7 protein-coding genes are annotated in these 13,753 nt (G+C 40.6%); 6 read left to right on the top strand and 1 reads right to left on the bottom strand.

Annotated features, from left to right (window positions below):
- Window positions 1–243 precede the first annotated feature (243 nt).
- From IL355_RS10280 to IL355_RS10255, 6 genes are all read left to right on the top strand, one after another.
- On the top strand, window positions 244–3,567 hold the full coding sequence (locus IL355_RS10280) for a transglutaminase family protein (protein ID WP_192462054.1): 3,324 nt from the start codon (window positions 244–246) through the stop codon (window positions 3,565–3,567).
- Window positions 3,568–3,573: 6 nt separating this feature from the next.
- Window positions 3,574–6,132 (top strand): circularly permuted type 2 ATP-grasp protein, encoded by a 2,559-nt coding sequence (locus IL355_RS10275; RefSeq protein ID WP_192462053.1) that lies wholly within the window; start codon window positions 3,574–3,576, stop codon window positions 6,130–6,132.
- Window position 6,133: 1 nt separating this feature from the next.
- A complete protein-coding gene (locus IL355_RS10270; RefSeq protein WP_192462052.1) occupies window positions 6,134–7,033 on the top strand; it encodes a transglutaminase family protein in 900 nt (299 codons plus the stop codon).
- A 257-nt stretch (window positions 7,034–7,290) separates the two neighbouring features.
- Window positions 7,291–11,742, top strand: coding sequence for a chemotaxis protein CheB (locus tag IL355_RS10265; protein ID WP_192462051.1), 4,452 nt, complete (start codon window positions 7,291–7,293; stop codon window positions 11,740–11,742).
- A gap of 145 nt (window positions 11,743–11,887) precedes the next feature.
- Window positions 11,888–12,769 carry an aldo/keto reductase gene (locus IL355_RS10260; RefSeq protein WP_192462050.1) on the top strand — a complete coding sequence of 294 codons (882 nt, stop codon included), beginning with the start codon at window positions 11,888–11,890 and terminating at the stop codon, window positions 12,767–12,769.
- Between the two features lie 54 nt (window positions 12,770–12,823).
- On the top strand, window positions 12,824–13,204 hold the full coding sequence (locus tag IL355_RS10255; protein WP_192462049.1) for a DoxX family protein: 381 nt from the start codon (window positions 12,824–12,826) through the stop codon (window positions 13,202–13,204).
- Window positions 13,205–13,214: 10 nt separating this feature from the next.
- On the opposite strand, the gene IL355_RS10250 is transcribed toward IL355_RS10255, so the two are convergent.
- On the bottom strand, window positions 13,215–13,679 hold the full coding sequence (locus tag IL355_RS10250) for a response regulator (protein ID WP_192462048.1): 465 nt from the start codon (window positions 13,677–13,679) through the stop codon (window positions 13,215–13,217).
- Window positions 13,680–13,753: the final 74 nt, after the last annotated feature.

Raw genomic sequence — 13,753 nt, 5'->3', positions numbered from 1 at the left:
TTGACCATTTTTAAGAATAGATGTGAGATTGTAGGAGGGTTGCGCGAAATAGGAGGTTTTTCTATTAGCTAAAATCAATTGTATCCTCAGATTTTATCAGTTTGTTAAGCCTTAATTTATCATAATTACAAAATAGGGGTGCCATTATTTTATAGAAGCTAAAGTTTTAATTTATCTATTGATATCGATAGGGATTCCTCTTTTTATCGCTTAACTTACATACATTGAAAACTAGCTTTTTATATGGCATTAAAAGTAGCGATTAAGCATAAGACCGTTTATAAATATGACCGCAGGGTTCATCTCTCCCCTCATATCTTTAGGTTAAGGCCTGCTCCCCATAGTAGGACTCCCATTGAAGCCTATTCCATAAAAATTAAACCTGAGAACCATTTTTTTAATTGGCAACAAGATCCTTTTGGTAATTACTTGGCCAGATTGGTATTTCCGGAAAAAACAGATGAACTTTCCATAGATGTGGAAATCATTGCGGATATGAAAACCATCAATCCTTTTGATTTTTTTGTGGAGGAGGCCGTGGAAGATTATCCTTTTACATATTCCGAAGCTTTAAAAAAAGAACTGCGCCCCTATCTGGAAATTATGGAGGACGGTCCGTTGCTTACCCAATGGATATCACAATTAGACCTGAGCAAAAAACGCACTATTGATTTCCTTACCGGGCTTAATCAAAAATTGTACGAGTATTTAAATTATACGGTGCGTTTAGAACCCGGTGTACAAACCTGTGAACAGACCTTGGAAAGAAAGTTGGGTTCTTGTAGGGATTTTGCCTGGCTGTTGGTACAGACCCTTAGACATTTAGGGTTGGCCACGCGTTTTGTTTCCGGATATCTGGTGCAGTTAAAGGCCGATGAAAAATCATTGGACGGCCCGTCTGGACCCGAGGAGGACTTTACGGATCTTCATGCCTGGGCAGAAGTGTATTTGCCGGGTGCCGGTTGGATAGGACTGGACGCTACCTCAGGACTTTTAGCGGGAGAGGGACACATTCCTTTGGCGTGTACCCCGTCTTATGAAAGTGCAGCACCCGTCTACGGTTTAACGGACCCTTGTGAAACCCAATTTGAATTCGAAAACAAGGTCACCCGCATTTTTGAATCTCCTCGTGTTACCAAACCTTATACAGAAGAACATTGGAATGCCATTTACAATTTGGGTTTTAAGGTAGAAGAAGAGTTGCAACAAAACGATGTAAGGCTCACTATGGGCGGCGAACCTACATTTGTATCAGTTGATGATATGGAGGCCGAAGAGTGGAATACCACCGCGGATGGTGCCCACAAAAGAGAATTGGCCTCTCATCTTTCCGGTAGGTTGCTTGAGACTTTCGGAAAAGGAGGGATGCTCCATCATGCTCAAGGAAAATGGTATCCGGGGGAAGCCTTACCACGTTGGCTCATAGGTATTCACTGGCGAAAAGATGGGGAAGCCATCTGGAAAAATCCTGAATGGCTGGCTTCGTTTTCACAGGAATATGAGCTTCCTGAGGCTTGCACGTCCACTTTCTTAAAAAAACTTACGGACAAACTTTTGTGTCCTTCGGATTCTGTGATGCCTGCCTATGAAGATGCCTTTTACTTTTTGTGGGAAGAACGAAAATTACCGGTGGATGTAGATGGAAAAATTTACGACCAAAAGGATTCCGCTTTGCGAAAAAAACTGGGCGAAGTATTGGAGCAGGGCACAGGTGAGGTGGTGGGTCATGTAATACCCTTATCAAAATCTGGAGGTAAATGGATTACCAATCCTTGGGAATTTAGGGGCGGTAACTTGGTGTTGGCACCTGGAAATTCGCCCATAGGATTACGTTTACCTTTGGAATCGCTGCCTAAAAACCCCAAAATACCTTCGGAACCTACCGCTGAGCCTGAATTATTTGAAGCTAAAGATGAACTTCCAGCGTATGGGGAAGCCTTACAAAAAAGGCTGCAAAAGGGTGAAACAAGTCATTCAAAAAATCAGCCCTATGTACGTACCGCTTTGTGTGCAGAGGTTAGGGAAAATAAATTACACCTCTTTTTACCACCTTTGGATTCTGCCGAGGACTTTTTGGATTTGATAGCTTCAATTGAGTCCACCGCTTCAGAATTGGAAATCCCGGTTATTTTAGAAGGTTATGAACCTCCTAGGGACAATAGGTTGGAGGTTTTAAAGATTACCCCCGATCCTGGTGTAATCGAAGTAAATGTCCATCCTGCAAAAAATTGGGAGGAGCTTACCAAAAATACCTTGTTGTTATATGAGGAAGCGAAAAAATCCCGATTGGGAACCGAGAAATTCATGTTGGACGGGAAGCATACTGGTACCGGCGGCGGAAACCACGTTACCTTGGGCGGTATAACCCCGGCCGATAGTCCATTATTACGTAAACCTCAGTTATTACGGAGCTTATTAACTTTTTGGCAGCATCATCCAGGGCTTTCCTATCTTTTTTCCGGAGCTTTTATTGGGCCTACCAGTCAAGCACCCAGGGTGGATGAGGGCCGTTTGGAAAATTTATACGAACTTGAAATTGCTTTTTCGCAGATACCTGAAGATGAGGAAGTACCTTTTTGGCTAACGGATAGGCTGTTTAGGCATCTCTTGACCGATATTACAGGTAATACGCACCGGGCAGAATTTTGTATCGATAAACTGTATTCCCCGGATAGCTCATCTGGCCGCTTGGGAATTTTGGAGCTTAGGGCTTTTGATATGCCACCACATGCCCAAATGAGCCTTATGCAAATGTTGCTGGTAAGAACCTTGGTTTCTTGGTTTTGGAAAAAGCCTTACAAACATGATTTGGTACGTTGGGGAACGGAACTACATGACAAGTTTTTATTGGAGCATTATGTTAAAGAGGATATTGCAGATGTGGTCTCCCAATTAAACGATGCCGGATACCCCTTTAAGTTGGAATGGTTCGATCCCTTTTTTGAATTCCGGTTCCCCTTATATGGGATGGTGGAAATCAATTCCATGCAGTTGGAATTAAGAATGGCTATTGAGCCATGGAACGTTTTAGGCGAAGAAATGTCCGGAAGGGGAACTTCCAGATATGTAGACTCGAGCTTGGAACGGGTACAGATAAAGGTGAAAAATTTTACGGAAGAACGGTACAGCATTACCTGCAATGGGGTTAAAATAGAACTGAGTCCTACAGGAACCAAAGGGGAGTATGTGGCCGGGGTGCGTTACAAAGCTTGGCAGCCATGGTCCGCGTTGCATCCTACAATTGGGGTAGACACTCCATTGGTTTTTGATGTCGTCGATATGTGGAACAAAAAATCCATTGGAGGTTGTACCTATTTTGTTTCACATCCCGGAGGGCGTTCTTATGATACCTATCCCGTAAACAGTTTGGAGGCGGAATCACGAAGAATCAATCGCTTTTGGGAAATTGGCCATACCCAAGATGAGGTTTTACCTGCACAACCTAAAACAAATACAAATTTTGTGGGAAGATTGGTGGAGCCTAAAAATGCTTCCAGTACATTTGTTTTCAAAGAAGTACCCGTGAACCCGGAATACCCACATGTTTTGGATTTACGTAAAAAGTAATTGAAGATGCCGCTAACCACTACCAACTGGATCAATACCTATCATACCCAACACAAGAATGATGAGCTGTTTACGGCTCAGCAGCAAATAAAACCCTATTGGAACCAACTTCTCAAAGAGTTTGAAAAATTTGGACCCGAGGGGCTCATGGCGCGCCAAAAAGATATTGATTGGCTCTTGGGGGAGAATGGGGTTACGTACAATGTATACAACGATCCCAAAGGAATGCACCGTCCTTGGAACCTGAATGTTTTTCCTTTCCTGGTGCAGGAGCAGGAATGGAAAAAGGTAGAAGCAGGTATCATGCAACGAAGCCGCCTTCTGGATTTGGTCTTGAAAGATGTGTATGGTGAAAGAAAATTGATCAAGGAAGGGATAATCCCTAGTGAGGTCATTTATGGTCATAGGGGTTTTTTACGCCAATGTGATGGCATCACCTATCCCAACCACAAATTTCTATCTATATATGCCGCGGATTTGGCCCGTGGCAGCGATGGACGTCTTTGGGTAGTAAATGACCGTACGGAGGCTCCTTCCGGTATGGGCTATGCATTGGAAAATCGTTCTACGGTAAGCAGGATTTTACCCGAAATCTACAGCCAAATGAACGTTAAGCGTTTGTCCGGTTTTTTCTTTGAACTGCACCAAATGCTTATGGAGGCTTCTCCCGTAAAAAAGGAAAATCCGTATATAGTCATTTTAACTCCGGGCTCGCATAACGAGACGTATTTTGAGCATGCTTACCTTTCTTCCTTTTTGGGCTACCCGTTGGTTCAGGGCAATGATTTGGTGGTACGTGATGGATTCCTTTGGATGAAATCCTTACAAGGTTTAAAACGGGTAGATGTTGTTTGGCGTAGGGTAGATGACGCATTTGCAGACCCATTGGAGTTAAGGGAAGATTCCCATTTAGGTGTGGCCGGCCTTTTAGATGTTGTTAGAAGGCAAAATGTGGCCATCGTGAACCCCGTTGGCAGTGCCGTAATGGAAAACCCTGGCTTAATTCCCTTTATGCCCTCCATAAGTAAATATTTCTTGAACGAGGATTTGATGTTGCCGCAAATTGCCTCATGGTGGTGCGGGCAGGAGAAGGAAATGAACTATGTTCTCGAAAACTTGTCGCAGCTGGTCATCAAAAGGATAGACCGTACGAATAGGGAGAGCATTCATTTTGCGGAGTTCTTAAGTGCCGTGGAATTGGAAAAATTAAAGCTCGAAATCAGGCGGACGCCTTATAGGTATGTTGCACAGGAAAAAATCAATTTCTCTACGGCACCCAACCTATCGGGCAATACGGTAGAGCCAAGGCATTTGGTAAGCCGTTCTTTTTGTATTGCCAGTAAGGATGCCTATCATGTTATGCCCGGTGGCCTGGTAAGGGTGGCGCCCAGCAGCGAGACCATTAGAGTTTCCAATCAAAGAGGGGGAACCAGCAAGGATTTTTGGGTCATTCAGGAAAAAGCCTCTGTAGAGGAGGCAAAGCACTGGCAAACTAGAAGCTCCATCGCAATTTCAGGGCTAAATGACCTTCCTAGCCTTACAGCGGAAAATCTGTTCTGGGCAGGGAGATATGTGGGTAGAACCTTGGTGAATGCCCGCTTTTTAAGGATGGTATTTAGGCAAATGGCCTTACTACAGAACAATGACGAGAAACCCAAAACGGAAAAATTGGAGGTTTTGTTCCGCGCGGTTACTAATTTAACGGGCACCTATCCCGGCTTTGTGGGCGAAAAAGGTAAAGAACCAAAAGCCATGGAGCATCCTATGCAAGAAATGCTTTCCGTTCTGCTAGATAGAAATAGACCCGGTAGTTTGGCCCATACTCTGGGGATGTTCAGCAATTCTTACTATTCCATAAGAAACCTTTGGTCTACGGATATGTGGCGGGTTTTTGAGAATATTCAGAACATATGGAAGACTTTTGAAAAAAGTGAGGACCGGTCCATCAACAGGATTTTAAAGGTGCTCAATCAGTTAATTACGAGGTTGATAGCTTTTATGGGACTTATTGAAGAGAGCATATTGGTGCAGCAAGGACTACTTCTGTATTTTATAGGGCTTCAGTTGGAGCAAAGTATTCTTACTATTACCAAATGCAGGTCGTTGCTGACCATCGCATATGATGAGCAGGTAGAATACGAATTACTTGAATATCTGCTAACCAGTCATGAAAGCCTTAATATTTATCGCTATAGTTACCGTTCCTATATTAAACTGGAGCATGTGTTGGATTTGGTGATTTTGGATTTGGAATATCCTAGGTCCTTAACCTTTATGCTTAACAGAATACAAAAGGATATTGTAAGGTTGCCGCATTCAAGGCAGGACAATAACTTGGCCAATTATCAGAAATATATTTTGGAAGCATTTTCCAAACTTCGTTTGGCATCGTCATTAGAATTGATCAAAACGAAATCCAATAAAGATGTCGTGCGTAAAGACCTCGATGCGTTATTTGACGAGCTTTCCACTTTATTATATCAAACCAGTCAATCACTAACCAGTACCTATTTTAACCATACAGATAAGCAAAACCAGTTGGTAGTTCAATCTTTTCCTTTTTAATATGGTCTTTAATGTAACCCACACAACTGCTTACAAGTACAATGCACCGGTTAGCTATTGTCATAATATTGCCACCTTGAGACCGCGTGATTCCCAAGGGCAACAATTATTGGATTTTAAGATAGATATAAGTCCCCTTCCTTCGGAAATTTCTGAAAGGAAGGATTTCTTTGGAAATTTTATCACTAGATTTTCCATCCAAACAGAACATAAGGAGCTTAAAGTAACCACCAAGAGTAAGATAGAAAGGGACTTTACGCCATTCAGAGAACAGATGAATAGCAATAGTTGCAAGGGAGTTACCAACTCGCAAGCAATCTTTGCATTAAAGGGGGCCACCACACCAGAACTTTTGGACGCCAAGCAATACATCTTGGATTCTATATTTATAAGACGGGCCAATGCCCAAATCAGGGAGTATGCACAACTTTCCTTTCTGCCCAACCGCTCGGTTTTTGATTCGGCCTTTGAACTCATGCAGCGTATTTACACAGACTTTGATTTTGTTTCTGGCTTTACCAGTATTTCTACGCCGGTTGAGGAGGTTATGAGGGAGAAAAAAGGGGTCTGCCAAGACTTTGCACAAATTGCCATCTCCTGTATACGTTCTATGGGGTTGCCAGCGAGGTACGTGAGCGGCTATATAGAGACCATTCCTCCAGAAGGCCAGGAAAAATTAGTGGGCGCAGATGCGTCCCATGCTTGGTTCTCTATTTTCATTCCTGGTTTTGGATGGGTAGATTTTGACCCTACCAACAATATGATACCCATGAACCAGCATATAGTTGTGGGTTGGGGAAGGGATTATTATGACGTTCCTCCTTTAAAGGGAGTGGTGTTCGGGAGTGGAAAAAGCAAGCTCAAGGTAATGGTGGATATTAGGGCAACGCAACCGGTCTAATTTCAATTGTAGGTTAAATCTTCTTAACCCTATAGAATTAATTGGGTATAATGTGTGCTCAATCACTTAAAAAAGCTGTAATTTTAACATACTGAAGTTTGTATCGACTAAATTTTGGAATGTAATTATCTGGATTGGTTGATTTTCGTAAGTATAATTTTATAGAAGTATCGATCTTCAAAGGGTTACCTGAGTTTACATGTTTGTTACGTTAACGAGGTCTCTTAGAAAGTCAATCTTGCAAATCTAAACTGATTATGAGCAAAGAACAACCTCAAGACTTTTATGTGGTAGGAATTGGTGCTTCTGCCGGGGGGCTAAAAGCAGTGCGTAGTTTTTTTGATAATATGCCCAGTGATTCAGGTGTAGCCTTTGTCGTTGTGCAACATCTTTCCCCAGATTTTAAAAGCTTAATGCCCGAGCTGTTGTCTTCCCATACGGGAATGGAAGTTTTTACCGCGGATCAGGACCAGGTCATTAAACCCAATTGCATTTACCTTAATCAGCGTAATAAAAATTTGGGTATAAAAGATGGTAAATTTGAGTTGCTTAAAAAAGCACCTAAGGACCACCTGAATTTGCCTATAGATATTTTGTTTAAAATGTTGGGGCAAGAATACCAAGATAAATCCATTGGGGTCATATTATCAGGTACCGGATCAGATGGATCTAGAGGTTTGCGAGATATAAAGGAAGGTGGTGGCACCATCTTTGTCCAAGAACCGGAAACAGCTCAATTTGACGGCATGCCCAAGTCGGCAATTTCTACCAACTTGGTGGATTATGTGTTGTCACCCGGAAGTATAGCGGACAAAATCTTCAATTTTGTCAACAATGAAATTGTTTTGGAAGTAGACGGGGAGGAAGAACCTTACGATGAAAAGAGCTATCAGGCTATTTTGTTCGAAATTCAGAAAAAGACCGGAATCAATTTTAAGAAGTATAAGCCTAATACCTTACTTAGAAGATTGGCCAAGCGTCTGAGCCTTCACAACATCAATTCTTTAGAAGATTATTTGGAGTACCTAAAGAAAAAAGAGGAGGAAATAGATATCATCAAACAAGAATTTTTAATTGGTGTCACTAATTTCTTCAGGGATGTAGAAGCTTTTCAAATTTTAAAGGAAAGCGTAATTCCACAGATTTGTCAGGAAAAGGATAAGTTTGAGGGTATACGAATTTGGGTTTCGGCCTGTTCCAATGGAAAAGAGGTGTATACCATAGCCATGTTGTTTGATGATTATATACACACCAACGGGTTGGATATCGACTTTAAAATCTTTGCAACTGACATTGATAAAAATGCTTTAAGGCAGGCAAGTGCCGGTATTTATAATGGAAACGATGCAGAGGAGATAGATAAACATTATCTAGATCAATATTTCTTAAAAACGGGCAACAGAATCCAAATCATTAAGCGTATTAGGGAAAAAGTAGTTTTCTCCTATCATGATGTGACCAATGATCCCCCTTTTATACAAGTAGATCTAATTACTTGTAGAAACCTTTTGATTTATCTTACGGGAGCAACACAGCAAAATATACTATCCAATTTTCAATTTGCCCTTAATCCGAACGGATTTATGTTCTTGGGAAGTAGTGAATCCTTAGGCAGAATGAACAGCGCTTTTAGAGCTATTGATTCCAAACATCGAATATTTCAGGTTATCAAAAAGGAGAAAAAACAATTTAGAAGAAAATCAATTTATGATAATGATATCTCTAATATGAAATTAGATTTTTATGGAGGGGCAGAGGCTAGGCCTAAAAAAGAAAAAGAACCAACCGCTAATAATGAGTTGTTTTATTATAGGTACCTCAGTAAAAAATACGCCCCGGTAACCGTTTTTGTCGATGAGGATTTTAATGTACAATTCATTCAAGGCGAATTTAAGAGATGGTTTAGCCAGACAGATGGAATGTTCTCTAACAATCTAATGAGTTTAGTTCCACAAGAATTATCTACGGTTATACGCAACGGTGTAAGGCGAACTATGAAATCCAATGGGCCTATCACCATTAAAAATTTGGTAGTTAAAACCGCTGAAGTAGATATAACCACGGATTTATACTTTGAGCAGGTTAACAATGTACAGCATAGTCAAAATATCTTTTTAATACAATTTGGAGAAAGTGTAAAGGTTAGGCCCGCAGAAGAGATTTACCTCTCAAATGACGATGTATCCAATATATCCAAAGAGCGTATTGCAGATTTGGAGTACGAGCTTATGGAAAAAAAGGGTGAGCTTCAAAATGTCATTGAAGAACTGGAAACCAGCAATGAGGAGTTACAGAGTTCCAATGAAGAGTTGATGTCCTCTAATGAGGAGCTGCAGAGTTCCAATGAAGAGCTGCAATCTGTCAATGAAGAATTGTACACCGTAAATACGGAGTTTCAAGAGAAAAACAAGGAATTGGAAGACCTTCATAATGACATGGTCAATCTTCTCAATACCACGGATATTGGCACCTTATTTCTTGATCTGAACCTAAAAATTAGAAAATTTACCCCAGCGGTCAAACGAATTTTCAATTTGGAGGATGGGGACCTGGGCAGGTCTATTGAAAGTTTTGACACCGAATTTGATGATAAAACAAGAGAAATTTTTCTAGAAGATTGCCAAATGGCCTTGGAAGAATTACAGTCTTTTGAAAAGGAAATTTGTGATAGGAAGAAAAAGTGGTATCTAAGTAGGATTACTCCTTTTGTAACTTCTGAGAAAAGGATAGAGGGGGTAGTAGTTACGTTTGTTAGTATAAGCGACCTCAAGGAAAATGAACTGGCCTTACAATTAAAGTCCGAAGAATTGGCCAAAGCCCAACAGGTTGCACGAATGGGTAGTTGGCGTTTAGATGTGGCTACCAACGAGGTATTCTGGACAGAAGAACTCTATAGAATGTACGGCTTTGACCCAAATTTGCCCCCACCTCCCTATACAGAGCACATGAAGCTTTTTACCAAGGAATCGTGGGAAGAACTGAGTAAAGCGGTGGAAAAAACCGCCCAAGATGGAACACCTTATGCTTTGGAATTAAGGATGCTTAAAAGAGACGGTTCCAAAGGATGGATTTTTGCTTCGGGCAATGCCTTCTATGATGAAATGGGAGAAATTACCCATTTACGCGGGATTGCCCAAGATATAACCGAGCGTAAGGAGTTATATGACAACATGCTGCATGAAAAGGAGTTCTCCAATAAAATAGCAGAGCTTTCCCCTTTTGGTATTTATGTCCATAGTTTTGAAAAGGGTATCAACACCTTTATGAATGAACAGTTTGAAAAGATTTTAGGTTACTCGGTTCAAGAAATTATGGAAATGGAACCCGGCGAATTTTGGGAACTTTTTCATCCTGAGGATCGTGAAAAGTTCAGTAGTAACATGAAAAAGCTGATGGCTGGTGAAGAACTGTGTACAACAGAGGCCAGGGTTAAACATAAAGATGGGCATTGGGTCTGGTGTTATTCCATAGATACGCCATTTGAGCATGATAAACATGGAAACGTCACTAGTATTATTGGAGTTTTCATAGACATGACAGAAAAGAAGAAGATAGAAAAGGAACTAAAATTGGCTTTAGAAAAGGCTAACTCCGCCAATATCTACAAAAATCAGTTTTTGGCGAACATGAGCCATGAAATCCGCACCCCACTAAACGGATTGGTGGGCTTTGCAGAGTTCCTAAAGGAAGATGGTTTGGATAAAAGTACTAGGGAAGAATATGTAGGTATCATTGAAAAATGCAGTAAGCAATTGCTAGATCTGGTGAATGATATTTTAGACCTGTCCAAAATAGAAGCCGGCGAGCTAGACCTTAAGTTTGGTGCTTGTAATCTAAACGAGCTTACCACTGAGGTTCATAAAACTTTTGAAGCTATACGTAAGCAACGAAGAAAGGATAAAATTTCTATTGAATGTTATGTTCCGGATGATGGCGAACATATTGTAGAAACAGATTCCTCTAGGTTAAGGCAAGTATTGATCAACTTAGTGGGCAATGCCCTTAAGTTTACGGTAAAGGGAAGCATCAGGTTTGGATTTACAATTGAAGATGGAAGGGTAATTTTTGAGGTGACCGATACGGGCATTGGTATTTCCAAAAAAGATTTGGAAATCGTATTTGACCGCTTTCAACGGGTAGAGCATAAAGACAAAAAACAATACGATGGTACCGGTTTAGGTCTCGCCATCTCCAAAGGGGTTTTAAGTCTTTTGGGAGGTTCTATAAAAGTAGCTTCCAAAAAAGGGGTAGGTACTACATTTACTTTTGATATTCCTTATAAAGCATATCATTCAGAACAAAAAGAGAAGAATGGGAAGACAATCGTTGATACCTCTAAATTTGAAAACAAACATGTTTTAATCGCCGAGGACAACCCTACCAATAAGCATTACCTCAAAAAATTATTTGAACCTTTAAAAATGAAAATTTCTTGGGCCATGGATGGTAAGGAAGCCGTGGAGTTGTTCAAAAATGAATCGGACCTTTCATTGGTATTAATGGATATACGTATGCCGGTAATGGATGGTTATGAAGCGGCAGACGCCATCCTGAAAATCAATCCGGAGGCACGGATTATCGCCCAAACCGCCAATGCCATGACCAGTGATCGTGAGAATTGTCTGGAAAAAGGATTTGTTGACTATGTGGCGAAACCTATTTCAAAGGATGAAATGTTCACTATCCTTTCCAAATGGATTCCTAATTAATTTAGGTGAGCATCAATCAATATGGTTCAAGCAAGAACACCTTAATTTTAGATAGGTTTAAACGAACAAAAATTCATGTTGTTTGCAATAAGGGTTGCAATCTTTAATTCCTATTTTCTAGCATTTTAAATTTCAAATTACATTTATGGACATTACAAAGGACCACAAAATAGAATTTTATACCTTAAATGATGGCAAGACCATTCCCTACATGGGCTTTGGAACGTACCAAGCCACAGAGGAAGAAGGAATTGAGAGCGTTAAATTTGCGTTACAAAACGGATACAGACTATTGGATACGGCCGCTAGGTATGAAAATGAAGAGGCGGTAGGGAAAGGAATAATTCAAAGTGGAATACCTCGTGAAGAAATTATGGTAACCACAAAGGTCTGGAGAGATCGCTTGGGGTATGACGAAACTAAAAAGGCGTTCTTTGAATCTTTGGAAAGGCTCCAATTAGATTATATTGACCTCTACCTGATACACTGGCCGGCAAATGAGAAGAACTTTGGAGCTGATTGGCAGAAAATCAACTCGGAGACCTGGAGAGCCATGGAAGATTTACAGATGGAAGGAAAAATTAAATCGTTGGGGTTGAGTAATTTTTGGCCGGAGCATTTGGAGCCATTATTACAAACGGCGAGAATGAAGCCTGCGGTCAATCAAATAGAATTTCATCCGGGATATTGGCAACCGGAGGTATTTGCCTACTGTAAAGAACGTGATATAAGGGTAGAAGCTTGGTCGCCCTTTGCGAAAGGTGCCGTCTTTAAAAACGGTACAATGAAGGAAATAGCCAAAAAATACAACAAGACCGTAGCACAAATTACCTTACGGTGGATTGTGCAGCATGGTGCGGTGCCCATCCCCAAGTCAACTACCGAGGAAAGGGTTTTGGAGAATATTGATATTTTCAACTTTGAACTTACCGGGGAAGACTTACATACCATTAGTCAACTTCCTAAAATGGGCTTTAGCGGAGAACTTCCAAATGAATGGCCGGATATTATAGGTAAACAAGCGTAAAAGAATGAGGGCAACATAATTAAAATGTTGCTCTTTAACTTTTAAAATTGAACAATGAAGAAAACTACCCTGTTTTATCTACTAAGGTTACCGCTGGCGGTAAGCATGTTCGGTCATGGTACAGTTCGTCTGACAAAACTTGACGGTTTTAGAACGTGGATGGTGGAAACTACGACGGAATCCGCAATACCTACCTTCTTAATAATACCTTTTAGTTATGCCTTGCCCATCGTAGAATTTGGCATTGGGTTACTTATGTTGCTATCCATCCAAGTGAAGTATGCGCTTGTGGCGGGTCTTGTGGTGATGTCCTTGTTAATTTTGGGAAGCTGTTCTATAGAAAATTGGGGTGCAGTAGGGGTGCAGTTGGTGCATGCTGTTTATTTTGGTCTTTTACTTTTTGCTCAGGATTATAGTAATATTCCCAAAAAGTAAATTTACATTATCAAACAACATTAATGATGGCAGTACCACCTAGTTTGTTTCTTTTTACAGAATTAAGCGTTCGCTCCAATGCAGAAATTAAATTGTGAAAGTTGGAGGGTTTATGCAAATAGCGATTGGCACCCATGGCAAACAGATCCTCAATTTTGGTCATGTCCAGCACGGTAGAATAAATGATGACCGGAACTTCGTCAAAACGTTCATTGTCCCTAATATCCTGTAAACACTCCTCACCGTTCATCATTGGCATAAAAAGGTCCAGAAAAATAAGGTCTGGAAGTTTACTTTCAGAATGTAAATCTGCCATAAGGTCAACCCCATTATCGAACATTTTTAACTCAACTTCAGAATCAACCAATTCCAAAGCATCGCAAAAGATTTCTTGATCCTCATGGTCATCATCTACCAAGTACACCAATTTTTTATTTTGACTTATCATATCCTGCCCAAATATTCTTTCTAACAAATCAACTGAAAATTTTAAATACAAAATTAGGGTCTTGCATCTCTATGGGGTGCTTTAAAACCATTTCCTTTTAA

The sequence above is a fragment of the Euzebyella saccharophila genome (assembly GCF_014855495.1).
In the GTDB taxonomy this organism is placed as follows: Bacteria; Bacteroidota; Bacteroidia; order Flavobacteriales; family Flavobacteriaceae; genus Euzebyella; species Euzebyella saccharophila.
This window is presented reverse-complemented; position numbering and strand designations above follow the sequence as displayed.

Excerpts from the sequence above, each read along its gene's own strand:
- IL355_RS10280 (WP_192462054.1), top strand. The coding sequence starts at position 244 with ATGGCATTAAAAGTAGCGATTAAGCATAAGACCGTTTATAAATATGAC.
- IL355_RS10275 (WP_192462053.1), top strand. The coding sequence starts at position 3,574 with ATGCCGCTAACCACTACCAACTGGATCAATACCTATCATACCCAACAC.
- IL355_RS10270 (WP_192462052.1), top strand. The coding sequence starts at position 6,134 with ATGGTCTTTAATGTAACCCACACAACTGCTTACAAGTACAATGCACCG.
- IL355_RS10265 (WP_192462051.1), top strand. The coding sequence starts at position 7,291 with ATGAGCAAAGAACAACCTCAAGACTTTTATGTGGTAGGAATTGGTGCT.
- IL355_RS10260 (WP_192462050.1), top strand. The coding sequence starts at position 11,888 with ATGGACATTACAAAGGACCACAAAATAGAATTTTATACCTTAAATGAT.
- IL355_RS10255 (WP_192462049.1), top strand. The coding sequence starts at position 12,824 with ATGAAGAAAACTACCCTGTTTTATCTACTAAGGTTACCGCTGGCGGTA.